The organism is Ferviditalea candida (assembly GCF_035282765.1).
Classification (GTDB): Bacteria; Bacillota; Bacilli; order Paenibacillales; family KCTC-25726; genus Ferviditalea; species Ferviditalea candida.
Genome location: NZ_JAYJLD010000022.1, coordinates 43849 through 68028, shown reverse-complemented (window position 1 = coordinate 68028; position 24180 = coordinate 43849). Strand labels below are relative to the sequence as shown.

Here is a 24180-nt window from a genome sequence, read left to right as displayed (position 1 = left end):
CCTTCTTCAACTCTGCTCTAGTCAATGTCAATGTCTCCTGTCCCATAGTGACATTATCTCAGAACAGTTACAGGGTGACATTATCACAGCACAACGACAACAGTAATTTTTTCCTTAAGCGGCTGCCGTTCCTTTTTCACCTTTCCCCCTGCAGTCAATGAAAAACCGTGCCGTAAGAACAGGCACGGTTCAACACTGGCCGCATCACCGGAACGATACGTAACAGTTCATTAAATTCCGTCTTTTAAAGCTTTTCCGGGCTTAAATGCAGGCACCCTGCTCGCCGGTATTTCAATCTCCTCGCCTGTTTGCGGGTTGCGCCCTTTGCGGGCAGCACGTTCACGAACTTCAAAATTTCCAAATCCCACAAGCTGAACTTTATCCCCTTTGTGAAGCGCTTCAGAAATCGCCTCGAATACTGCATCGACCGCTTTCGTCACGTCTTTCTTGGAAAGGTCGGTGCTTTCGGCGACTCTGGCGATCAAATCCGATTTATTCATGCAATCACCTCCCCCTCAAATGGAAAATGTCCGTTATATACCTGTCTTTACTGATTTTTCGGAAAATATACATTCCCGACACTTTTTTTGAGAAAAAGAAGTCTGTCGAAACAGCAAAAAACACCTTCGCAGGTGCTTTTTTGCTTGCGATTAGAGGATGATTGCAATCAATCCGCCCGAACCTTCATTGATGATTCTTCCCAGGGTCTCCTGCAGCTTGTAGCGCGCATTATCGGGCATCATGGCAATTTTTCCTTGTATGCCTTCCCTGACGATAGAATGAAGGGAGCGGCCGAAAATATCCGATTCCCAAATCCTCGTAGGATTGTCTTCGAAATCCTGCATCAAATACCTTACAAGCTCTTCACTTTGTTTTTCCGTTCCGATAATCGGAGCAAATTCGGATTCCACATCCACGCGAATCATATGAATCGAAGGGGCGGTCGCTTTCAGTCTCACGCCGAATCGCGAGCCTTGTCTGATCAATTCCGGTTCGTCCAGCGTCATCTCCTCCAAAGAAGGAGCGGCGATGCCGTAGCCCGTCGTTTTGACCATTTCCATCGCTTCCGAATACCGGTCATATTCCCGCTTGGCATAGGAGAAATCCTGCATAAGCTGCAGCAGATGATCTTTGCCGCGAATTTCCACTCCGACGACTTCCATCAAAATTTTGTCGTACAGTTCATCCGGAGCATACAGGTCGATCTCCGCCACGCCCTGACCCATGTTCATCCCGGCGAGACCGGCCCGATCGATAAAGTCGTACTCTTCAAACTGGCTGACCACGCGGTCCACATCGCGCAAACGGCGGATCTCCTTAACCGTTTCGCGAACCGAAATTTCAAAACTGCTCCGCAGCCAATGCCTTTCATTAAGCACCATGACCCAGCTCGGAAGATTGACGTTCACTTCGTGCACCGGGAATTCATACAGCACTTCCTTGAGCACCCGCATGAAATCGGCTTCTCCCATATTGGCCACACTTGCTGCCATAACGGGAATATCGTATTTCTCCGCCAGCTCCGCACGCAGCCCCTGAGCGGCATCGCCGTTCGGTTGAATGGAATTGACGATCAGAATGAACGGCTTGCCGACCTCCTTCAATTCGTTGATGATTCTTTCTTCCGCTTCGACGTAATCCTCTCGGGGAATTTCCGCTATGCTGCCGTCGGTAGTGACGACCACTCCCAGCGTGGAATGCTCCTGAATGACTTTTCTCGTGCCGATTTCTGCTGCCTCCTGGAAGGGGATGGGTTCCTCGAACCAGGGTGTGGTTACCATTCTGGGGCCGTTCTCGTCTTCATAACCTTTAGCCCCCTCTACAGCGTAACCTACGCAATCCACCAAGCGGACGTTCACTTCCAAACCTTCGGCCACATGCAGATGAACAGCATTATTGGGAACAAATTTCGGCTCGGTCGTCATAATCGTTCTGCCTGCAGCGCTTTGCGGAAGCTCATCCGTCGCACGGATGCGATCGGCTTCGCTGCGGATGTTGGGCAGAACGACGCTTTCCATAAATCGCTTGATAAAAGTCGATTTCCCCGTCCGGACCGCGCCAACGACCCCGAGATAAATGTCTCCGCCGGTTCGCTCCGCAATGTCCTTGAAAATATCAACTTTTTCCAATGAGATGCCCTCCTTTGATCGTTCAAAATAGTCAGCGGCGAAACTCGTACATGCTTTTGGACTAGTAACAATATATGTATCACGAAATGGTTTATGCCTAGTTTTTCAGCCGGATCGACGATCCGGCCTCACGCAGGCTTCCACCAAACTTATCAATTTTGATGTATATGCTCTCCGCTTGATTATATGAACATGTTTGAAAAAAACGGCATCTCATTGCAACCGTCCAACTAATGATCCGAGCCCATCAACGCTCGCTTACAACAGGTTCGTTATTTTTCCAATAATATGGAAAAGATTTGACGGGCACGAAAAACGAATTGTCGACCAAATACGTTCGCAAATCGGTATCGGGCGGAGGAGAAGCAATCCCTTTCTTATTCATGATCTGCATAATTTCCGGGGCATAATCAATGACCACCTCTCCGGAACGGTGAAGCAGCAGGGATAAATACCCGTGAGAATAGACGCTCCGGATCTGGCCTTGCTTCATGCCCATCTTGCCGAAATCCGGCAAATAGAAACCGGGAGCAACCGGTTGACCGGTGGGAAGCTGATTTTCATGCGCGGAACGATACGCATCGACCGCTTTCTGGATATCTCCAACGTCCTGATAGGAAATAAGATCCATCAGCTTGACTTCAGGCTTGAGCTCAGGGTTAACCAACACATAGATATTGGTTCCTCCTTGTTCATACGCATTCGCCGGGATTGAGCTCAAGTATTGATTCTCCATAAGTTTTTTAAAATCAATCTTATATTTTTCATAAAGCGGTGTGTCCATCGTACTGTTAATGATCGGCAGCACGCCGGTTGCCTTGTGAAATTCATCAATGGCATGCTGTACGATAAATAATTGGTCCCGCGGGGGGATTTGGTTTTCTTTGCGCAGATTGTCCGGATACATACAGCCGGCAAGCGTGCCCAGCATCACTCCGAATAAGGCGATGAACAGAACATGTTTCAAGAGCCGGAACATTCCCGATCCGGCATTGCCAATTCGATGATTCATGATTTCCCATCCTTTGATTGAACTGATGCGAATTCTTCAAGGACATATCGCTTGCCATTTTCATCACTCGCTGGTGCCATGGAAATGGCAAGGAACGTTCTCACTGGTCTTCCTCGGATGCCAGCTTTTTGCGGATGACGGCCTTCAGCGGATCTTCGGGAACCTCCGCCTCAACGTCTGCCCAGATTCTGGACTGGCAGGCCAAGCGGTAATTGCGGTCGGCCATCTCCCCCAATTTGACGCGTTCATTCCGGGTGACCGGCGATAAACCGGCCTGATCCCGAACAAGGATCTTGCACATCAAACAGGCAGCCTTCCCTGCGCATCGGGTCCGTATCGCCTCGCCGGCTTTTTTCCCGGCCTCCAAAATCGTCGTTCCCTGCTTTACTTTGACCGTTCGGCCGCTTGGCAAAAATCTGATCGAAACTTGCATCCGTTGTCCTTTCTGCGGAGCGGCCCGCCTTTCCGAGAGCCCGCAACTTGCAATGGTTAACCGCTTAAAAATAAGTACTGTTGACGACCACTATACGGCCTTCTTTGACAATGACCGCTTGGCAGCCCAAGCGGTACCCTTCTTCAATTTCCTCCGGATCAAGCCTGTCCCGTTCCGCCTTAGTCGGTTCCCCCAAATTGTCCCTTCCTTCCGCAACGAAAGTCCGGCATCTGGCGCAGGTTCCCCGCACGCAGGAAAAACCCCATTCCACTTTGTGCTCAAGGGCATGCTCCAGAATTGTCCGACCGATGACCGTTCCTACATCTTTCTGTGTTCTCTTGCCTTTTAGCTCAAGCATTTTCTCCTCCGAATCACATCATCGATAACAGCATTAAAATAAGGATGGGAATGAAAAGCACAAATGCGATAAGGGACAAAATGAACCGTACCGCTCCGCTTGTTTTCCCTCTGGCAAAGGTAATCAGCACGGATGCCAGCACCATCAATCCCATGGCGATAAAGGACGCCCACATTTTATCCATACTGCTCATAGTTTCTCAAACTCCCGTTACCGATATTAGTTCTGTCCGATTTATCATTATAACATATACATAACAAATTCGCTCCACGCTTTAGCACTGTTCAAAGGAGATGGGTATGGACTCCGACTGCTCTTGAAATGGCGTTCTATGAATGATAGTTCGAGGCAACAACGCCATTTCAAAGACAGTAAAAGTTTTCGTTAGAAAACTTTTACTGTCTTTGAAACCGGGAAAACACCACAATTTTTAAATTACATTTCCTGGTTTCAAGAGCGACGGAAGAAGATACCCCCACCCGAAAAAAGACTTCATTTCATTCTTAGAGTTCCTCGTCACTCTAAGGAGCGGAAAAAATCCGCCCCTATTTTTTGCCCATCATCGCTTTCATCATCTGTTCCATGTTATTGGGATTTAATCCGCTTTTTTGGACAGCTTTGATAATTTCGGAAATCGTCGATTCGGATACCGGGATATTGACCATTCGGGATACCTGCAAAATCAACTCGCGCAATTTCTCTTCGCTCTGCACCGTTTTCGGCCCAACCTTGCTGGCAAGTTTGTGAATATCTTTCTCGGTCACGGATTTGCCGGTCTTGTTCTTGACGATGTTTAAAACATCTTTGGACAGATCCTTGCTGCTCATTGCCAACCTCCTCATAAGATGTTTTATATATCCTATGAGTGTTGGATGAGTTCGGTGTAGGCTTACGGCTGCCGTTTTCCAAAACTTGTTCGCGCAATATCCTCCATTTCGTGTGTCCGGCCCCGGCCCATTAAATCCTCTACGGCCGTTTTCGGAGATTTCCCTTCAAACAGAACTCGGTAAAGTTCTTCCGCTATCGGAAGCTCCGTTTGGAATTTATGTGCCAGCGCGCGGGCGGCTTTCGTTGTGCGAACACCCTCAACCACCATCCCCATCGTCGCAAGCACCTCATCCAAAGGCACTCCCTTGGCGAGCATATACCCGGCTCTCCAGTTGCGGCTGTGCTTGCTCGTACAGGTGACTACCAGATCGCCGATGCCTGCCAGCCCGGCGAACGTCATCGGACTGGCCCCCATCGCCAAACCGAGACGGCCGATTTCAGCAAGCCCCCTTGTCAACAGCGCAGCCTTGGCATTGTCGCCGAAGCCGAGACCGTCGGATAAACCGGCTCCGAGGGCAATAACATTCTTCAAGGCTCCGCCGACCTCTACGCCGATGACGTCGGGATTCGTATATACCCGAAAATAGGAATTGATGAACAGATCCTGCACCGCCTCCGCCGCCTCTGTATGGCCCGCGGCAACGACCACTGCGGTCGGGCTTTTGAGTATCACTTCTTCGGCATGGCTGGGGCCTGATAGAACGACGATATTGTCCTTGTCATATCCGGGCAACTCCTCGGCAATCACCTCGGACATTCTCAGTACCGTATCCGCTTCGAAACCCTTCGTGGCATGAACGAGCAAGGTATTGGCATCCATGTATGCCCGCAGCTTGCACGCAATTTCGCGCATACCGGACGAAGGAGGAACAAGAATCACGGCATCCGCCCCGATTACTGCTTCTTCCAAGGAGTCAGTCGCACGGATATTGGGAGGCAGCTGAATATCCTGTGAAAACCGGCTGTTGCGATGCAGGCTGTTAATTTCCTCCACCTGATGGCGGCTTCGGGACCAAAGGGTCACATCCATATCATTGTCGGCCAGCACCGTGGCCAAAGCCGTGCCCCAGCTTCCGGCAACCAGAACGGATACCTTCTTCGGCGTCATTGCGTCTCCTCCCGTTTTTTCGCTCCCAGCCTGTTTTCCTGTCCATGGAGCAATTTTTCGATATTCTTCCGATGTCTCCATACGGCAAAAATGAACAGCAGTATGCTGGCAAAGATCAATTCGACAGGATAATGCATGATGACTAAAAAAATCGGCAGCAATCCGGTAAACAATAAAGATCCGAGAGACACATAACGGGTTATAATTATGGATAAAATAGCAATAATTCCGGCCATCAGACCCGGCAGAAAACTTAAAGTGGCCACCATACCAATCGTTGTGGCAATCCCTTTGCCTCCCCTGAAACGGAAGAAAACCGGCCAATTATGGCCGATAATGACACTGATTCCGCAAACCACATGAACCCATAATAGATCGGGTGCGAACCATTTGCCCAACCAAACGGCCAGCACCCCTTTTCCGATATCCAGAGCCAGCACGAGAATGGCCGGACCGATGCCCAGAACTCTCAGCGTATTGGTTGCGCCTGCATTTCCGCTGCCGTGGCTGCGAACATCCACACCCTTCAAAAGCTTCCCGACGATCAGGCTGAAGATTAAAGAACCCAATAAATAACTTGACACGATCGGAATGATGTAAAACAAGAACCTCTCCCCTATTCGTCTTCGGATTTTTTCCGAGCGGTCAGCCGTATCGGCGTCCCCTCAAATTGAAAGGCATCGCGAATTTTGTTTTCCAAATACCTTGCGTATGAAAAATGCAGGAGCTCGGGCTCATTGACAAACAGCACAAACGTCGGCGGCTTTACCGCGACTTGGGTGATGTAGTTGATCCTCAGCCGCTTGCCCTTATCCGAAGGAGGAGACGCCATCGCCACTGCGTCCGTAATGACATCGTTCAGCACATGCGTTTTGATGCGCATGGAATGCTGCTCCGCGACTTCGTTGACCATCGGCAGGATCGTCTGAAGCCGCTGCTTGGTTTTGGCGGAAACAAAGGTGATGGGCGCATAGGTCATGAACAGAAAATGATCCCGGATCTTTTGTTTGAACTGATGCATGGTATGCGTGTCCTTTTCTATGGCATCCCATTTGTTTACTACAAAAATCGACGCTTTGCCCGCCTCGTGCGCGTACCCGGCAATGTGCTTATCCTGCTCGATGATGCCCTCCTCCACATTCAGCACGACGAGCACCACATCCGCCCGCTCAATTGCCTTGATCGCCCGCATCACGCTGTATTTCTCCGCCGCTTCGTAGACTTTTCCCCGTTTTCGCATGCCGGCGGTATCAATCAGCACATATTTTTGCCCGTCCTTTTCAAACGGTGTATCGATCGCATCGCGGGTCGTGCCGGCAATATCGCTGACAATCACCCGCTCTTCCCCAAGTATGGCATTGACCAGCGAAGATTTGCCGACATTCGGCCGACCGATCAAAGCCACCTTGATGACATCTTCGCCGTATTGCTCCTGTTGGCCTTCCGGAAGCCGCTCCACAACGGCATCCAGGAGATCGCCCATCCCGAGCCCGTGGGAGCCGGAAATGGCAATCGGATCCCCGAAGCCAAGCGAATAAAATTCATAGATATTGTCCATTCTTTGCAGGTTGTCTACTTTGTTTACGGCCAGCACAACCGGTTTATGGGATCGGTACAGCAGCTGCGCCACCTCCGAATCCGGCGGTGTCAGTCCCGCCTTGCCGTCGACCATGAAAACAATCACGTCGGACTCCTCGATGGCCATTTCCGCTTGGGCGCGGATCGATCGAATAATCTCGTCCTCTCCGTCGATTTCAATTCCGCCCGTATCGATAACACTAAAGGCTTTGCCGTTCCATTCCCCGATCCCGTATATCCTGTCCCGGGTTATACCAGGTTTATCTTCAACGATGGCCACCCGATCGCCGATAATTCGGTTAAAGATGGTGGACTTTCCGACATTCGGCCGGCCGACAATCGCCACTACTGGCATTGCCATCATGACACCTCCCTCGCTCACGTTAAACATCATAGCAAAAATCGACGAACTTGGCTATTTATACTATCGAAATAACTCCTTTTCTTGCCCCTTAATGCTTCACGATGATCTTCGTTCCATTCTTCAGGTCATGGGCCATGGCGTCCATGATTTTTTCCAGCAAAAAAGCCAGTGCCTCAAGCTCTTCTTCATTTTTTGCCAAAAAGATGGGAGCCCCTCCGCACACCTGATCGGGAAACATTGAAATGACCGCCAATATTTCGCTCATCTCACGTGTTCACCACCCAATTTTGCGCTTTTTGTTGACTTCCGCTTCACTTGGCATTCTGACCGCGCTCTCCAAAACCGGCACTCTCATCAAAACCTGACGCGCCTTTTCCGGATCCCGGTCATTCGGAATGATGAACACCGCCAGCCTGCCGTCGTCCAGGTCGAGCTTGCATAACGGAATAAGGGACGGTTCCCCGGAATCCCGATAAGCCCCAAGGATGGTTGAAACATCATGAAGGATCGCCTGCCTTTGTCCCAAGTTCGCCAGCGTCACCTTCGCATTCGCGTTGATCGGCTGCAGAATCAGCCCCAGACCATGCTTGCGGATTTTGTTTTGCGATTCTTTCAAACCCACATTCATGATATATATATCGTCCACATACAAATCCGGCCCGGACATTCTCAACTCGGCATTGATTATCTTGGCGATACTGGACAGCTGTTTGCCCGATTTGTACTGCCGGGAGATAATTAAGGCAAATATGCCGATGAACATTCCCCAATACCATGTCGCCAGAACGGTAAATAAACTTGTAATGAACGCTGTGAAAATGACTAAATAGTTTCTGCCCTCGAATACCATGGCAATCCCTTCTATGTATGTAGGGCCGCGAGGCACCAGCTCCATTTGGTCGATTTTCGTCAGCGTCTCTCTTTCCATGCTGCGCACATCCCTGAATTGCTGGGCCGCCAGCGCCAGAAAGGTGATCGCGGTATAGTTTTTCTCAAGCAGCGAGGGCACCGCCACCGATCCGAGAGCCGCGGCAATCACGCCAAGAGAGATATGAATGATGCGCCCGTGCGGATATGTGGGATACTGCCGGTAATCGGTATGCAGCATGCTGAGCCGCGCCAGAATGCCGAACAAAGTCCCGATAATGATACCGAGCGTGTATCGATGGCTGGCCAACAGCACGATCACTCCCGATACCCCCTCCTTCGATTAAGCTTGACGGACATCGTATTCCTCCATATTTTCAGACAAGCGTTCAAAATTTCCGATAAACCGCGGGACAGTACGACAGTCAACCACCATTCATCTTGAAAATACGCATCCCCCAAATGAATCGGAACTGGATCGCGCCGGATGATTTGGAACAACAGATTCCCGATCAGAAGCGCCAGACTGACCGCCGCAATCTGTTCCAGGGGACGGCGGAACAAGCCGACTGCAAGCATGCCGAGAAGCAACGCGGCATCAATCAGCGGAAAGAAAACGACCATCATCGGGGCCGCGCTGGATATTTGCTGCTCCAGGACAAACGCCATGGACATGAAGATCCCGCCGGATACAAGGTGCAACCCGTTCATCCGACGGCGGCTTTCAAACCACACCGCCAAGAATGTAATGAGCAGCGGAACACAAACCAAATTCAGCGTGATTTGTTCCGAAAGGCGGAGATTCAAACGGGAACCGACGATCCATCCTGCAAAAAAAAGAAGAATGCCTTTATGAGACGCATCCCCCGCCATTTCTTTCCGCCAACCGCTAGCCAGCAATATCAGCAAGATGCAGATCAAAATGACGGATATATAACCCTGGTTCATTCCATCACCTTCATCGTTTCGGAATGCTACAGCTATTGTTTGCCGCGGCGCGATAAATTATCATTATTCGTGCTTATGGATCAAATTGATTGAGAAACGATTGAAACGATGGGAATGGGTATTGAACCGTAGAGTTCACGTGTTTCCCTTGAAAATCGTGTTAATACCTCGTACATCCATTCATGATAACACGATTTCAAGAGAAACCGGAGGCCAATACCCATTCTGTAATAATCGGTGATCTTCCATTCTCAAACCAAATTAAAACAGCAGCCTTCATTGCATAATAAAAAGCGGGCCCCTTGAGGCCCGCCGTTGTTGCCCATTGCTTACTTGAGTTTGTTCAGCTTGTCGCCGAAACGCTCTCCCAGCGTCAGCGTCATTGCGCTGCTGTTCATGGAGACATTATCGTTCTTCAAAATCTCCTGCTCTTCTTTTCTAGTTTTAGGCGGAGCAACACGAGCTTCTTCCGTTTCTTTGATGCTCAGGCTGGCGCGTTTTTCCGAAGGATTGAGATCAAGAATTTTTACTTTGACTTCCTGTCCTTCCTTCAATACCTCATTCGGCGTTCCGATATGCTTATGCGAAATTTGGGAAATATGCACTAGACCTTCCACACCCGGAGCGATTTCCACGAAAGCGCCGAAATTGACGAGACGCTTGACGGTACCCGTCACGATGTCGCCCGATTTGAATTGATCTTGGACGCTTTCCCAAGGACCCGGCTGTGCGGCTTTGATGCTGAGGCTGATTCTTTCGTTTTCCGGATCGACCTTCAGGACCTTCACTTTGACGTGATCGCCTTCCTTCACCACTTCGGAAGGATGGTCCACGTGATTCCAGGACAACTCGGAAATATGCACCAATCCATCCACTCCCCCGATATCGACAAACGCTCCGAACGGTGTCAGCCGCTGCACGGTGCCTTCGAGTACTTGGTTCGCCTGAAGCCTGGAGAACAGCTCGCGTTTTTGAGATTCATATTCCTCATCCAATACATCTTTCTGAGAAAGAATCACTTTATTCGATTCGCGATCCAGTTCTTTGATTTTCAAACGCAGCGTGCGATTTTTATAATCGCTGAAATCTTCGACAAAATGGCGCTCGACCATCGAAGCGGGCACAAAACCGCGCACGCCCAAATCGACGACCAGTCCGCCCTTGACCACTTCGGCCACCTGGGCTTCGATCACTTCTCCCGTTTCAAGGAGACGTTCGAGCCGTTCCCAAGCTTTGACGCTGTCCACCGCTCTTTTGGAAAGAACGAGCAATTCTTTATCATCATTTATGCTGACGACTTTGGATTCCACTTCTTGACCGACGGAAACAGATTCGGCCGCATTTTCCAGATGAAGAGAAGATAATTCACGGATCGGAATGACGCCGTCATATTTGTAACCGACATCTACAAGGACCTGATTGTCTTCCACTTTAACAACCTTTCCTTTAACAATGTCGCCCTTTTTCAACGTCACCAGATCATCCACGCTTTGCTGTTCATTTACTTCGGCAGGCTGTTCCCCAACAGAAGCGCCCGTTTCCGCGGTTGCTTCCGACGCAGCCTGATTATCCTGGGCCGGCTCCACAGAAGCTCCAGTCTCTTGCAATTTCGTTTCTTCCGTCATTTCATTTCCTCCTCAATTCACAACGCCATGCCACATACAAAAATTTATGCGGACAAGATGTATCGCATATTTTTATTGATAACCCGCCAAAAGAATGCAGGTATAATAAACAGCGGTTTAATAAATAGTATGGTTCCCAGCGTGAAATTCCATTCGTAAAGGCTGAAACCCTTATTTATATTTTAGCGGAATCAGGCGGTTTAGCAACCTTGATTCCCGATATTCCCCGAATGAATTTATTTTTTTTCAGAAACGCGGAGGTCGTTCCTTACGGTTTCGCACAGGGATAAGATCCGTCGGACGACCTCGGAAATGGACATTTCCGTACTGTCCATAAGGACCGCATCGTCTGCCCGGACCAAAGGGGAATGCTCGCGTTGTTCGTCCATCCGGTCCCGCTCGGAAATATCGTTTTTCAGCTGCTCCAAGTCCGCTTGTTCACCTTTGGCCAGCAATTCCTCATATCGCCGGCGCGCTCTTTCTTCAACGGAAGCGGTTAAAAAGATTTTTACCTCCGCATCAGGGATCACCTTCGTCCCGATATCCCTGCCGTCCATCACCACGCCTTTTGCAGCAGCGATATTTCTTTGCTTGCCGGATAAAATTTCCCTGACCTCCGGAATCGTCGAGAAAGCGGATACCCGCTGCGAGACCTCATTGGTACGGATTTGTCCGGTAACATCCTCTCCGTCGATCAGCACCTTTTGACAGTCATTCGAGGGGATCAATTCAATGTTCAACTGCTCCGTCAGTTGGGCAATTCGCGTTCGATCGTCCGGATGGATTCCGGCCCGGATTGCCTTAAGAGTGACAGCACGGTACATGGCTCCCGTATCAACATAAACATAGCCCAGTTCATTGGCAACCATCCTGGCTACTGTACTTTTCCCGGCCCCTGCGGGTCCGTCGATCGCAATATTGATTTTACGGGGTGGATGTTGCAATACGAATCTCTCCCTTGACTGCGGCATTCAATAAAAAAACCTCTATCGAGGCCAATTCACTGATGAGCGACCGCGTAAAGAGGAAGGTTTTGATGCCAATCAGAAAAAGCTCTTTACGGTAACAAAAGTCTCCAGCGAACGATAGAAATTATACCATACATTCAGTCATCATGCAAAACCGGGCAAGCCTGTAGAATTCTTCGTTTCTCCCATTTTATTTTTCGGCCCAATCGATGGAAAAGGGGTAGATTTCGCCCGATTGTGGAAAAATATAGCTTCGTTTGCCCTCTATCCGATCGATCTTTGAAACATAACTCCGCCATTCCGGAACTTGCAGAACAATTTGTGCGGTCACTAAGAGCAAGCCAAGCGCGATGATGCCCTTAACCAGCAATTGTTCCATCCGATTGGAGAAACGGACGAACAATTGCTCATAGCTCGCTTGTCTTTCTCGTCTTCTTTTCATCAGCGGTCACCGTTTCTGGAAAATATGCCATCCATCTATTATTCCTTTTGTCGGTGTCCACTATTCAGAACGAGCTTAGTTTTTTCGCAATTCCAACTGACGTTCGAAACAATAACGGATCACTTTCTGTCTGTCCGCATCGGAGATTTCGGTGAACCCCAGCATGACCAGTCTCCTTCCCGTATCCAGCTCTTTGGTCCGCACAACTTCGGCTTTAAACGGAACGTGGTCAACGGTGCCGTTGCGGTATGGAATCAAGAGCCAGCAGGATACGGCATCTTTCTGCATTATCGGCTCCTTTCCATCGCATAGCATGGAAATACCGCCTCCGCCCACATCTTCCGTGATTGCGAGAAATTGATGGTGATCTGCCAGCTTCACGGATATTTCCAATTCCGCCGGAACGCGCAGAAAGGTTCTTCGTTGAACCTTGGTGATGGCTTCAGGTTTGGGCTTGCGGATCAGGACAAGCGAAATGACGTCCCGCTTAAAACCTTCCACTTGGGTATTGAAATAATTTTTGACGCCGCCTTCAGACATATAATAAATCGACAGCTGATCTCCGGTATACAGCTTTTTCAATCTTCCCGTTCTGACTTCGATCGGAATTTCAATCGACATTACCTCATCCCGGATATCAGCGATTCGGGACTTGAATTCCTTTTGAGCTTCTTCCTCATCAACGGAGTTGACTTGAATGAACAAAATATCATTGATTTTCGGAAGCAATCTGAATCCCTCCACGCCGCATGATTTTTTACACGTTGATTATATCATGTAATGGAGAAAGATGTGGAAAAAAATCGGAACCCGCGGGTTCCGACATCCTTCTTTATGCTGCCGTATCTATTGTTTCGACCTTCTCCTCGAGGCCGCTGTCGGCATTGATAAAAATCCGGTATTTGCTGCCGTTAATCCTACCGGTAAACCGATAACAGAGCACTTCCTGATTTTCATCGTTTCGGATCAACGCCAAATCATGCGACATAATGCGGAAGTCTCCGTTCAAATACTGTTCCGCTTCTTTCAGTCTGAGCCGGGGGACCGGAAGCTTCCTTTCTTTATGCTCGAAAACGTAATCCGTTGCGTTTAGGCCGAGCGCCTCTCCGTTATCCAATGCCACGTTAATCGTCAATTTCTCAGGGTAGAGGATAACATTGTTCTTGACCGCCGCCAAGGTAATGCTGGCCACGTTATCGTACTCGTCATAGTTGATCGGTGTCATTTGCGGATATCCAAGCGACTTGAGCTTCCGATTGGCGGCACTTACCGCTTGGTCAGGCGTCAGCTTTTGCCCGCGAACCTTTCTTTCTCGCATGTACCAGAGCAGGTTTCCGCCTTTTTTGGAAAAATCCATCTGCAGCCTTTGATCGCCCTGATTCAGGGAAACGCTGTATGAGCTGTATTCGGTCCCCCTGCCGTTTTCAACAATTTTCAAGTTTTCGGAGCTCTTCAGTCCCCACAGCTTGGCAGCCTTCTTTTTGACTTCCTCCTGCGTCATATCAATTCCGGAAAAAGCCGAATAGGTTCTTTTCCGATAAAGGCTTTGCGCGGAAGGGCCCCAGTCGATTTCGGGATAGGCGCTGACTTTCTTGTCAACGGTTTTGAACCCGTCGATGATGGTGTTGTCCACGGTATTATTCTCCGACGCAAGCGCAACCTCCACATCCATCCAGCGCAAGTTATGTTTCAGCACTTGGGATTGGACCTTCATCAGCTCATCGGAGATGTCCTTAGATCTTTGGTACAAGGTTTTCAAGCTCTTGATCTCGCCATCCTGCAGCGGCTGCTTCGTCAAATTGCGGACGGAAGTCCTGTAGGAAAAATTGGCGATGTTGGCCAAGAATTCTTCGGTTTTATTAAACGGCAGAAGAGTCAGCGGAAGTTGGTTGATTTCGCTTTGAGCCTGGCTCGTCAGCCTCCAGATGTTGGCCAGGCTTTTTCTGACGAACGGCTCCGATTTGGAATTTACCGCCAGCGTGTTTCCCAGTTCTCTATGTAAGCTTTCCACATGATACGTCAAATCGTGAAATGCTCTTTGATACTGGTTTTCGGCTTTAATCAGAATCGAGTTTTTCTCCTGGTTTTCCTGGTATCCCCAGACGGCGGCTCCAACGAGAGCGAGAGCTACAATAGGGAACAAAATTGCACTAAGCCGCATATACATAAAAAAGTCTCCTTTCCTCAACGGTTACGAATAGTTTTCGTTGAAGTCGGGAGCTTTATGCATGAAGGACAGACATTATAAACGTTCTTCGGAAATATCAAAATCGGTGTCATTATCGCATAAGCACTGTTTGAAGCCTGTATCCAATTTACCCCGTTCCCGCTTGCCTTTCAGCACAAACCGTTCACCGCAGCGTTTACAGCGAATTTGTACCTTGACCCGTTGCGTCATACGTAACCTCCAGAGAAAAATTCCTTTTTCATTATAACCAAAAGCTTTAGAATTTAATCTCTTCTTCCCTGTGAAATTGACGATACGGCGAATGGGCGTTGGCGTTGCGGATTTTCCAAAGGCTGCGAAGCCACAATACGCTCATGAACGGAATGATATACCAAATCCAATTGGCATCGGTTTTAAGCAGGATGTAATCGAATGAACCATGCCATAGGATGGGCAGAGCCAATGACAAGGCCAGATATTTTTTTCCCTGCCGGGGAGCAAATTTGGCTATTCCCAAATAATAGCCCATGACCACTCCGAACAGCGCATGCCCCGAAACCGGCAGCAGCGCTCGCAGGATCAGTTCGGAAAATGAAGAGTGATAATATAACACATAGATCACATTCTCCAAGGTGGCGAAACCGAGAGCGACAGCTACTGCGTATACGATGCCGTCATAGGGCTCGTCAAACACGGAATGGCTGTACAACAAAAGAAAAATGATGAACCATTTGAAAAATTCTTCGATCCCGCCGGAAATCAAAAAGGAAATGACGAGCGGATCGGCTCCCAATCCAAGCATGAAACCGCGCTGAATAACCATCGTCGGAAAAACAATCAGCACGCCGATCAGGAACATCCTTATCACCATTCTGATCGGCTCGGCATCGTATTTATCCTTAAGATAAAAGTATGCCAAGAGCGCGATGCCGGGTGCTACCGCAGCTAGAATCAGCGACAGAACGACCAAAGCGCTCCCTCCTTTATAAACGCATAAGAAATAAAAGACATCTGCTAACACGGGTTGGCAGACGTCGCACTAGCGGATATGAGACCGTACCGTCATCAAAAATGGGAACACAGCACCTTGACCGCATCCTCCGGGATTACCGTTTTCCCGTATTCTTCAAGAACCGCTCTCGTCACCGACGTCGCTTCTCCAAATTCGGAAAGAACGGCGATCACGGTATCATACTGGCGCTCCCCCATGGCTTCCGGCTCAATATGCAGAATCCAGCTGCCTTTATATGAAAATAAACTTCCGCCTTGAACGAGATGAGCATTCACCAATTTGGCGGCACTTAAGAGATATTCGAAATCACGGAACGAGTAAGAGATTAAATCGCTTTCTTCCAAGGTCACTTCCATCTCGTATACTTCTTCCAAGTCATCATCGTCAATCGCGTCGTCATGATGAACGGGCTCCAATTTCCCTCTCGTCACAATAACTACCATTCCTTGCGCAGGAAGAGCGAATACTTCTACCGCAAGCGGTCCGGAGGCGTCAAATCCAAGCTCTGAGTAAGCTTGATCCATCATTTCACTGAACAGCTCATGGACTTTGGGAATCTCCCTCCACATGTCTTCTTTTTTTATGCCGCGCTCCAGCAAATCGTCAAACGTCAGGAAAATCCTTATTTTATCTTGACTTAATCGTTCTATTTTCACGGCAGGATCCTCCCTTACAACATCAGTAATAACAAGGTATGAGAAGAACTCATTTTTGGTGAAATCCATAGATTTCTGCTATATATGTTATCACTATTCATGGAGGATTGCACTACTAAAAAATGCAAAAAAAGAATCACTTTCATCCGCCGAAAAACGCCGCTGAAAATGATTCCGCATATGGAAAATACCTTGTCAAATTCGGATTACTGGGTCTGATAAGTTGTTTCTTTTTTCATAATCTCCTGCACCGCTTTTTTGACCTCGGGATCCTCGTTGATCATTTGCTCGACCGTGTTCAAACCGCCTCCGGACCAGTTTGCTTCCGATTTGGAAGGAGACTTTGTATCCGTCGCTCCATTCATCCATTTGCTTGCTTTCTCTGCCGCATTGAATGAAAAGATGCTCTGACGGTTATTATTCATGAAGTATATGACCGCCGCGGCTCCCACAATGCCGCCCATCAGAAAACTCATCGTGCGCATCGACAATAACCTCCTTTGATAAACTGGCTTCGCTATGTATTTTCCGCCTTCATCGGCTGGCTCATACACCCCAATATTTTTCTTTTTATGTAAGAACCGACTTATGATACAATATGACCAGCATTCCAAACGAACTTACATACGGGAGAGAACGAACATGAAAAAAAACGCACTGATCCTGCTTCTGCTTTCGCTTTCCGTCATTCTCGCTGCCTGCCAAACGAAACAACCCCCGAACCCATCGGCGCCGAAAGCGCAGTCAGCCGCGGCGAGTCCGGCGGTTCAACCTGCGGCATCTCCCCCAACCGTACCCGCACCGACGCCGGCGACATCTCCGATGCCGATGCCAAGTCCGGTTTCCGCGGAAACAAAACCCGCACCAGCACCGGTCTCTTCCGCCAAGCCAGCCTATTACATGAACAGCAGCTACTTCATCAAACCGCTGGATGAGAAGGGCAATCGCAAGGTTGTGCTGTTGACATTTGACGACGGACCGAAGAAGAAGGAAATGGTCGATCAGATGCTGGATGTGCTTGACAAGCACCATGCCAAGGCGATCTTTTTCGTCAACGGTTACCGAGTCAAGGAAAACCCCGAGCTGCTGAAAGAAATTCATGACCGCGGCCAGACGATCGGCAATCATTCTTGGGACCACATCGATCTGTCCAAGCTGCCCAAGGAAAAAATCGAGCAGCAAATCGGCGACGTGCAGAGCATCGTCAAACAGCTGACCGGAGAGACCCCCGTCTTCTTCCGCCCCCCGTTCGGTACGGGCAAAGGCTTTGTAAAGGAAGTCGCCAAGGAGCATCATCTGCTGTTTATGACTTGGTCCAACGGCTCGCTCGATTGGGCGGACAACAAAGAGAATCCGCAAGGCGTCATTCAAAGCGTTCTGGACCAGCTGAACCCGGGCAGCAATATTCTGATGCATGAACTCCCTTGGACGGTTCAAGCGCTGGATGAACTGCTGAGCAAATTGGAGCAAAAAGAATACGGCTTTGTGGATCCGAAAGCGATTGAAATCAAATTGGATAAATAACGACAAAAATGGCCGGCTGTAAAGCCGGCCTGACTGTCTTCAACCGTTTTAAACGCTTTCTTTCAAATGAATCCCCCAAACGATCAGAACGATCACCAATCCGACAAACAGCAGCAGCAGTGAACCATAAAAGATCCTCGCCAATTTTCCCTTGTTGGAAGGATGCAGCACCCTTCTCGGCGGCAGGGACATCTCTTTTGCATCCTGTTTTTCCACCGGAATATGAGTTTGTTTCTGTCTCATGATTCCCTCCGAAATCGAATGATGCTGCCCATTACAAAATCAATAATAAAATGGGCCAAAATCGGTGTCAATAACGTTCCCGTCCGGATGTAAATCCAACCCAAACCATAGCTTATGCTAAACACGAGTCCGGTCATAATCCAGTGCTTCAAATATCGGACGTGCACCGCAGCAAATACGATGCTCGTCCAATACGGGCCGATCGCATGCTGAACCGCTCCGCGAAACAAAATTTCCTCACAGACTGCCACGATCAATGAAATCACCGCAATATGCCATAACGGACGGTTCTCAAACAGCATCTGGTTAATGCCCCCATCGTCCGTGACCTCCTCCGGAACCCAACGGCCTGCAAACACATCCGCAAGAAGCACCAATCCGGCAAACAGCCCTCCCCACACCACAATAATCCATCCCGCGGACAAGTCGAACAAATGCAGATCGTTGTTTTTCTGCAAATAGACGATAATTAAACCGATCACCAGCGTGATTGCCTGGGTTGCGTATAAATTGATCAGGAGAAGCCTATCATTCAGATCCTCGATGCTTACCTTCCTAAGCCTGATGTTCCTCCAGTCGAATTTTTTCATTTCTCGAGAATACCTGCTTTCTTCTTCCAATGTTGGATAGTATACTATAGACAAATATCGCAGAAGGAGTCGAATTATGGAGAAGCGTTTGAGCAAATCCGACTACATCTTTACTCTCATCTTCCTGTTCATGCTGATGCTGGCAGTAGGTGCCTTTTTCTACGGTTTGAAAGTGGGGCAGGAACGGATCGAGAACAAGTACCAGGCCATGTTTCAAAAGGAAAATCTGCCGCAGCCCGCTTCCTACGACCAACAATATCTGGTCTCATTCTATCATACCATTCTTCAGCCTTTCCGCGAATTCCAAAAAAAATGGTTCGAGCATATGGATGCCATTTCGTTGGATCCGGCTTCCGTCGATTCGGTGTCAATGCTCAATGAATTGGGAAAACTCGCCGGTGAAAAATATGATAGATTGAGCGGCTTTTCCATGCCCGCATCGTCTCCGCTGCTGCAAAATGCCCAGCAGAACTATATGAAAAGTCTTAAGCTCTTTTCAGAAGCGATCGACAAATTCCAGAAAAAAGCGGCACAATTGAAAGGCCAGCAGCTGATTGACGCGATCAATCAGGACGCTTATTTTCAGCAGGCCCGGAACTTTGCGCTTCAGGCGCAGCAGGATTACTATTCCTCGATCGTCAAATGGAACGAAACCGTCGATCCTCTGATTCGCGGGCTGGATATCATGCGGGAAAACCAAGTGTCCCTGGAGCAATGGAAGCAGCTGAACCTCAACGAAAAAAACAATTACATCGCCAAGGTGCTGCACAATAATGAAGTGTTTGCCCCCTATTTTCCGCAGGATATGGCCGCCCGGGTCGATGAATTGATCGCCACCGGCAATGCCCATAAGCTTCAGTTGAAGACCATCGGCGATGCGATTCAAACGCTGATTAACACCGGAGCTGTCAGACCGGAAGATTTCCGAAGGGATAAAATGAAATATTACGCTAACGAGCTTCTCCCGCAGCTGCCCTTCTTCATTGATTAAGGGCTCGCGATGAAATTAGTTCCACTTTTGGCGGCAAAGTATCAAGCGGTTTAATTGATCTTTGATCCCAGCGCCGAGCCGATTTGATGACTGAGCAGCAGCCAGCCCAGCACCGTGCCTACGGAAGATCGCTTGAAATACTCGGTTAACAGATATTGGGCCGGAGCGACCGGGGCAAAATCAACCCAACCGAACAACGCCGCAAACAATAGCAGAAGTATCGGATTGCCCGCCATCAGCAGGATAATCAAAGAGACCGCCCGAACCGCATATAAAATCGCCAGTTATCCTGCTGCTCCAACGGTCGGCCACCACGCCGGACAAAAGTGTCCCCGCTACGTTGAAAGCTGCCAAAACACCGACAGCCGCTGCCGTAGTATCCGTGGAAAAACCATGTTCATCGGCAAACGGGGTGAGATGCGTGTCCATCAGGCCGGTTGTCGTCACCCCGCAAACAAAAAAGGGAAGAATGACAAACCAAAACTTTCGCGTTGACGCCATTTGGCGAAACGGCAAAATTTCATCGCCGATTCCCCGGAGATTCGTTTGCTTGCTGCCATTGACCGCTTCCCTTTCCGGCTCCGAGGCCGCTTACTATTAATGAATAGCCCGTTTGCTGAATCTTCCGCCCATCACATCGGCTACATGCTCAATGGCAATAAACGCCTCGGGATCATGTTCGTGAACGATCGATTTCAGCTTGGCCACCTCCAGACGCGTGACGATGCAGTAAAGCAGTTCCTTCTCTTCTCCCGTATAGCCTCCCTTGCCATACACGTGCGTTACGCCGCGGCCCAGCCTGGCGATGATGGCCGAAGAGATTTCATCGGGTTTATTCGATATGATCGTAACCGATTTCGATTCGTCGAGGCCTTCGATCACCGTATCGATGCTTTTGAACGCAATAAAATACGTGATCAGCGAATACATCGCGGAATCCCATTCAAAAACAAATCCCGCACTGCCAAGAATGAAAATATTAAAAAACATCACGATTTCTCCAACGGAAAAACCGGTTTTTTTCGTGGCGATAATCGCGATGATTTCCGTTCCGTCCAACGCTCCGCCGTTGCGGATGATCGTGCCGACTCCTATGCCTAGAATAATGCCCCCGAAAATCGAGGCAAGCATAGGCTCTTCCGTCAGGGGTGCCTTTCCGTGCACCATCAGTGAAAACAACGACAGCAAAGCAACGGAAGCCAATGTATTCAGAGCAAAGGTTTTGCCGATTTGCTTGTATCCGATCACCATGAACGGCAAATTGAATATGAAAATGAAGATGGCCAGCTGCAAGCCGGAAATATGGCTGAAAATCATGGACAAGCCGATAATTCCTCCGTCGATGATGTCATTCGGCATCAAAAACAATTCCAACCCCACTGCCACCAACAAAGCCCCTAGTGCAATAAACAGGTATCTTGCCGTGTATTCGATCCATGACTTCTTGTTTTTACCGCCCCTATGCGATTCCTCCACGAATCCCATCCTTTCGCTATCCGATGGATACCGTTCCTTTTCTTATTTGCAGAATAACCGAAAAGGGGCGCATATTCAAGCAAAACACGTTGCATTCCATACCGAACATGCATTAAAATAAGAAAAGCTCTTATCGCAGTCCTTCAAAGAAGGAAGACCGCGATTAAAGGTGGTTTTTCATGCCAATAAGAATTCGCCTTTCCGATGACCGGAAACTTTTAAATTCTTATGTGGTAAGAAAGGTTATTCATTAGCAGTGAATGGAAAGGGAGGTTTCAATTATGTCAAATCTAGTCGTGAACGCTTTTATCGAAATTCCGACGGGCAGCCAGAACAAATATGAATACGATAAAGAAACCGGAAAATTCATGCTTGACCGGGTGCTCTATTCCCCGATGCACTATCCCGCGGAATACGGTTATCTGGACGGAACGCTTGCGCTGGACGGCGACCCGCTGGATATTCTCGTACTGACCACATTCCCGACCTTCCCCGGATGCGTCATTGAATCGAGAGTGATCGGCGTGCTCATCATGAGCGATGATAAAGGTCAGGACGAAAAGCTGCTCGGCGTGCCTGTCAACGATCCGCGTTGGAAAGATGTGAATTCGCTGGAGAACATTCCTCAGCACAAATTGAAAGAAATCTCGCACTTTTTCCAAGTGTACAAAGATCTGGAGAACAAAAAAACAGTCATCGAAGGCTGGAAGAATGCCGAGTTCGCCGAGGAGCTGTATCAAGCTTGCGTAGCCCGTTACAACGAAAAGTAACAGCGCTATTCTGCCAATTGTGACATTTATTTGTTTTTGTCGGCAGTCTATTGACACTCTTCGCATCCCGTGATATGTTACTTTATGAAAATGATATTGCAAAAAAGCAATGAAGGAAACATGCATCGCGGAAACCACAAGAGAGCCGGTGGTTGGTGAGAATCGGCGGTTGAAGCATGCGGAGCGCTCCTGAGCAATTGCATTGAAATCCAAGTAGATGCAATCGGTGGAAACCGTTATTTCCAAGGTCTATCAAGACCACGAGGTCATCTGTGCGAACAGATGACGAAAAAGGGTGGCACCACGAATTACTCTCGTCCCTTTCATACGCAGAACGTATGAGGGTTGAGGGTTTTTTTGCTGTCTAGAATAACTTCGGCGAAAGGCCGAAAAAACATTTGAGGAGGAAGCCAACTGCCATGTTTAAAATTCTTGTCTCTGATCCCATCAGCGATATGGGGATTCAGTCGCTCTACGACGCATCCGACGTTACGGTTGATAAAAAGCCCGGACTTTCCGAGGAGGAGCTTGTTTCCATTATCGGGGAATATGATGCCCTTCTCGTACGGAGCCAAACAACAGTAACCAAAAAAATTATGGAAGCCGCCACCCGCCTGAAAGTCATCGGACGCGCCGGCGTTGGCGTCGACAACATCGATCTGGAGGCCGCCACGCAAAGAGGGATCGTGGTTATCAATGCTCCGGACGGCAACACCATCACGACGTGCGAGCATACCTTCGCGATGATGATGGCCCTGGCCCGCCACATTCCGCAAGCTTACAAAAAGACCATCTCCGGCGAATGGGACCGCAAATCGTTCCTCGGAGTCGAGCTGCGCAACAAAGTGCTCGGCGTGATCGGCATGGGACGAATCGGCAGCGAAGTTGCCAAACGGGCAAAGGCGTTCGGCATGGATATCCTCGGATACGATCCGTATTTAAGCGAGGACCGCGCGGAAAAGCTCGGCATCAAGCTGGCCACCGTGGATGAAATTTGCGCAAAATCGGATTTCATCACCCTGCATACCCCGCTGACTAACGAAACCCGCAATATTATTGACAAGCCGCAATTTGCCATCATGAAAAAGGGCGCCCGGATCATTAACTGCGCCAGAGGCGGATTGGTCAATGAGACAGCATTGGTGGAGGCCGTTGAACAGGGAATCGTCGCCGGAGCAGCGTTCGATGTGTTCGAAAAAGAGCCGCCTACACTGGAGCACCCGTTCCTGAACAACCCAAAAATTATTGTGACTCCCCATCTCGGGGCCTCGACGATTGAAGCGCAGGAGAATGTCGCCATTGACGTATCGGAGGAAGTCCTGCACATTCTCCGCAACGAGCCTTTCAAAAATGCGGTCAATATGCCTCCTGTTCCGGCAAGCGTGCTCAACAAACTGCAGCCTTACTTCATTCTGGGAGAGAAAATGGGAAGCTTCTTGGCACAAATGTCGGAAGGCGCGGTCAAAGAACTGGAGATCAACTATTCAGGCGAGCTTGCCGATGTCGATACGGCTCCGCTGACCCGCTATATTGTCAAAGGAGTATTGTCCCTGCCCATGGGCGACGAGGTCAATATCGTCAACGCCATGCATTTGGCCAAGTCAAGGGATATCAACATTGTCAGACAAAAATCTTCGGCATCCAAAGGCTTCACCAATCTGATCACCATTACGCTGAAAACCGAGAAGGAAGAAAAAACGATCGCCGGCACGCTGATGAACGGTTACGGCGCGCGCATCGTGCAAATTGAAAAATATCCAGTGGACGTTTCTCCGGAAGGCCACCTGCTGCTCGTTTCGCACAATGACAAACCCGGTATCATCGGCCGCCTGGGAACGGTTCTCGGCAACAATGACGTAAACATCGCCACCATGCAGGTGGGACGCAAAGTGATCGGCGGCGACGCAATCATGGTACTGACGATTGACAAGCAAGTTGACAAGAGCGTGCTGGAAGAACTGAACAAGCTTCCGGAAATGTCCAAAGTGAAGGAAATTGTTCTTTAGCGTCGAAAAGGACGGATTGTTTCACGAACAACAAGATTAACCGTCCGGATTCAACAAAAAGAGCGGGATTTCGAAACTATTCGAA

At 49.0% G+C, this 24180-nt stretch carries 29 protein-coding genes, 1 pseudogene and 1 other annotated feature; of the genes and pseudogenes, 4 read left to right on the top strand and 26 right to left on the bottom strand.

What is annotated here, in order from left to right; all coding sequences use genetic code 11:
* Window positions 1–230: 230 nt before the first annotated feature.
* The 22 genes from hbs to VF724_RS14205 form a co-directional block, all read right to left on the bottom strand.
* A complete protein-coding gene (hbs, locus tag VF724_RS14310; protein WP_371754938.1) occupies window positions 231–500 on the bottom strand; it encodes a non-specific DNA-binding protein Hbs in 270 nt (89 codons plus the stop codon).
* A 150-nt stretch (window positions 501–650) separates the two neighbouring features.
* Window positions 651–2129, bottom strand: coding sequence for a stage IV sporulation protein A (gene spoIVA / locus VF724_RS14305; protein ID WP_371754937.1), 1479 nt, complete (start codon window positions 2127–2129; stop codon window positions 651–653).
* A 247-nt stretch (window positions 2130–2376) separates the two neighbouring features.
* A complete protein-coding gene (locus VF724_RS14300; protein ID WP_371754936.1) occupies window positions 2377–3141 on the bottom strand; it encodes a YphF family lipoprotein in 765 nt (254 codons plus the stop codon).
* Window positions 3142–3241: 100 nt separating this feature from the next.
* Window positions 3242–3574, bottom strand: coding sequence for a 2Fe-2S iron-sulfur cluster-binding protein (locus VF724_RS14295; RefSeq protein WP_371754935.1), 333 nt, complete (start codon window positions 3572–3574; stop codon window positions 3242–3244).
* 64 nt (window positions 3575–3638) lie between these two features.
* Entirely contained in the window at window positions 3639–3932 is a 294-nt protein-coding gene (locus VF724_RS14290; RefSeq protein WP_371754934.1) for a 2Fe-2S iron-sulfur cluster-binding protein, read from the bottom strand.
* A 13-nt stretch (window positions 3933–3945) separates the two neighbouring features.
* Window positions 3946–4125: a DUF2768 family protein gene (locus VF724_RS14285; protein WP_371754933.1), complete on the bottom strand. Its 180-nt coding sequence runs from the start codon at window positions 4123–4125 to the stop codon at window positions 3946–3948.
* 352 nt (window positions 4126–4477) lie between these two features.
* Window positions 4478–4759: a stage VI sporulation protein F gene (locus tag VF724_RS14280; RefSeq protein ID WP_371754932.1), complete on the bottom strand. Its 282-nt coding sequence runs from the start codon at window positions 4757–4759 to the stop codon at window positions 4478–4480.
* A 62-nt stretch (window positions 4760–4821) separates the two neighbouring features.
* A complete protein-coding gene (locus tag VF724_RS14275) occupies window positions 4822–5868 on the bottom strand; it encodes an NAD(P)H-dependent glycerol-3-phosphate dehydrogenase (RefSeq protein WP_371754931.1) in 1047 nt (348 codons plus the stop codon).
* Window positions 5865–6473, bottom strand: coding sequence for a glycerol-3-phosphate 1-O-acyltransferase PlsY (gene plsY / locus VF724_RS14270; RefSeq protein WP_371754930.1), 609 nt, complete (start codon window positions 6471–6473; stop codon window positions 5865–5867). Before plsY ends, VF724_RS14275 begins: the two co-directional genes overlap by 4 nt.
* Window positions 6474–6484: 11 nt before the next feature.
* On the bottom strand, window positions 6485–7807 hold the full coding sequence (gene der / locus VF724_RS14265) for a ribosome biogenesis GTPase Der (protein WP_371754929.1): 1323 nt from the start codon (window positions 7805–7807) through the stop codon (window positions 6485–6487).
* 91 nt (window positions 7808–7898) lie between these two features.
* Window positions 7899–8075, bottom strand: coding sequence for a capping complex subunit for YIEGIA (locus VF724_RS14260; RefSeq protein ID WP_371754928.1), 177 nt, complete (start codon window positions 8073–8075; stop codon window positions 7899–7901).
* 9 nt (window positions 8076–8084) lie between these two features.
* Window positions 8085–8999, bottom strand: a complete 915-nt coding sequence (locus tag VF724_RS14255; protein ID WP_371754927.1) for a YIEGIA family protein — start codon at window positions 8997–8999, stop codon at window positions 8085–8087.
* Window positions 8996–9625 (bottom strand): YphA family membrane protein, encoded by a 630-nt coding sequence (locus tag VF724_RS14250; protein WP_371754926.1) that lies wholly within the window; start codon window positions 9623–9625, stop codon window positions 8996–8998. Before VF724_RS14250 ends, VF724_RS14255 begins: the two co-directional genes overlap by 4 nt.
* Window positions 9626–9954: 329 nt before the next feature.
* Window positions 9955–11250 (bottom strand): 30S ribosomal protein S1, encoded by a 1296-nt coding sequence (gene rpsA, locus VF724_RS14245; protein WP_371754925.1) that lies wholly within the window; start codon window positions 11248–11250, stop codon window positions 9955–9957.
* A gap of 236 nt (window positions 11251–11486) precedes the next feature.
* Entirely contained in the window at window positions 11487–12221 is a 735-nt protein-coding gene (cmk, locus tag VF724_RS14240) for a (d)CMP kinase (protein ID WP_371754924.1), read from the bottom strand.
* A 187-nt stretch (window positions 12222–12408) separates the two neighbouring features.
* Window positions 12409–12660 carry a hypothetical protein gene (locus VF724_RS14235; RefSeq protein ID WP_371754923.1) on the bottom strand — a complete coding sequence of 84 codons (252 nt, stop codon included), beginning with the start codon at window positions 12658–12660 and terminating at the stop codon, window positions 12409–12411.
* A gap of 75 nt (window positions 12661–12735) precedes the next feature.
* Window positions 12736–13389, bottom strand: coding sequence for a flagellar brake protein (locus VF724_RS14230; protein ID WP_371754922.1), 654 nt, complete (start codon window positions 13387–13389; stop codon window positions 12736–12738).
* Between the two features lie 103 nt (window positions 13390–13492).
* On the bottom strand, window positions 13493–14827 hold the full coding sequence (gene ypeB / locus VF724_RS14225; RefSeq protein ID WP_371754921.1) for a germination protein YpeB: 1335 nt from the start codon (window positions 14825–14827) through the stop codon (window positions 13493–13495).
* A 75-nt stretch (window positions 14828–14902) separates the two neighbouring features.
* Window positions 14903–15058, bottom strand: coding sequence for a hypothetical protein (locus VF724_RS14220; protein ID WP_371754920.1), 156 nt, complete (start codon window positions 15056–15058; stop codon window positions 14903–14905).
* A 46-nt stretch (window positions 15059–15104) separates the two neighbouring features.
* The gene (prsW, locus tag VF724_RS14215) at window positions 15105–15797 is read right to left on the bottom strand and encodes a glutamic-type intramembrane protease PrsW (protein ID WP_371754919.1); all 693 of its coding nucleotides are present in this window, start codon (window positions 15795–15797) and stop codon (window positions 15105–15107) included.
* A gap of 95 nt (window positions 15798–15892) precedes the next feature.
* Entirely contained in the window at window positions 15893–16495 is a 603-nt protein-coding gene (locus VF724_RS14210) for a genetic competence negative regulator (protein ID WP_371754918.1), read from the bottom strand.
* Between the two features lie 206 nt (window positions 16496–16701).
* On the bottom strand, window positions 16702–16980 hold the full coding sequence (locus VF724_RS14205) for a hypothetical protein (protein WP_371754917.1): 279 nt from the start codon (window positions 16978–16980) through the stop codon (window positions 16702–16704).
* Between the two features lie 157 nt (window positions 16981–17137).
* Here VF724_RS14205 and VF724_RS14200 point away from each other — a divergent pair, with 157 nt between their 5' ends.
* Window positions 17138–18019, top strand: a complete 882-nt coding sequence (locus VF724_RS14200; RefSeq protein ID WP_371754916.1) for a polysaccharide deacetylase family protein — start codon at window positions 17138–17140, stop codon at window positions 18017–18019.
* A 48-nt stretch (window positions 18020–18067) separates the two neighbouring features.
* Here the strand turns inward: VF724_RS14200 and VF724_RS14195 are convergent, their stop codons facing one another.
* Both VF724_RS14195 and VF724_RS14190 read right to left on the bottom strand, forming a co-directional pair.
* Window positions 18068–18262 (bottom strand): hypothetical protein, encoded by a 195-nt coding sequence (locus VF724_RS14195; RefSeq protein WP_371754915.1) that lies wholly within the window; start codon window positions 18260–18262, stop codon window positions 18068–18070.
* On the bottom strand, window positions 18259–18852 hold the full coding sequence (locus VF724_RS14190; RefSeq protein WP_371754914.1) for a CPBP family intramembrane glutamic endopeptidase: 594 nt from the start codon (window positions 18850–18852) through the stop codon (window positions 18259–18261). Before VF724_RS14190 ends, VF724_RS14195 begins: the two co-directional genes overlap by 4 nt.
* Before the next feature lie 76 nt (window positions 18853–18928).
* Here VF724_RS14190 and VF724_RS14185 point away from each other — a divergent pair, with 76 nt between their 5' ends.
* A complete protein-coding gene (locus VF724_RS14185) occupies window positions 18929–19843 on the top strand; it encodes a hypothetical protein (protein WP_371754913.1) in 915 nt (304 codons plus the stop codon).
* A gap of 62 nt (window positions 19844–19905) precedes the next feature.
* Here VF724_RS14185 and VF724_RS14180 read toward each other — a convergent pair.
* Together VF724_RS14180 and VF724_RS14175 are read right to left on the bottom strand one after the other, a co-directional pair.
* A pseudogene (locus VF724_RS14180) lies at window positions 19906–20374 on the bottom strand (MFS transporter); the annotation flags it as partial.
* Window positions 20375–20440: 66 nt separating this feature from the next.
* Window positions 20441–21328, bottom strand: coding sequence for a YitT family protein (locus tag VF724_RS14175; RefSeq protein ID WP_371754912.1), 888 nt, complete (start codon window positions 21326–21328; stop codon window positions 20441–20443).
* A 272-nt stretch (window positions 21329–21600) separates the two neighbouring features.
* On the opposite strand from VF724_RS14175, the gene VF724_RS14170 reads away from it, so the two are divergent.
* Entirely contained in the window at window positions 21601–22089 is a 489-nt protein-coding gene (locus VF724_RS14170; RefSeq protein ID WP_371754911.1) for an inorganic diphosphatase, read from the top strand.
* 100 nt (window positions 22090–22189) lie between these two features.
* Window positions 22190–22414: a binding site (T-box leader), on the top strand.
* Between the two features lie 94 nt (window positions 22415–22508).
* Window positions 22509–24095, top strand: coding sequence for a phosphoglycerate dehydrogenase (serA, locus tag VF724_RS14165; RefSeq protein ID WP_371754910.1), 1587 nt, complete (start codon window positions 22509–22511; stop codon window positions 24093–24095).
* The last annotated feature ends 85 nt before the right edge of the window (window positions 24096–24180 follow it).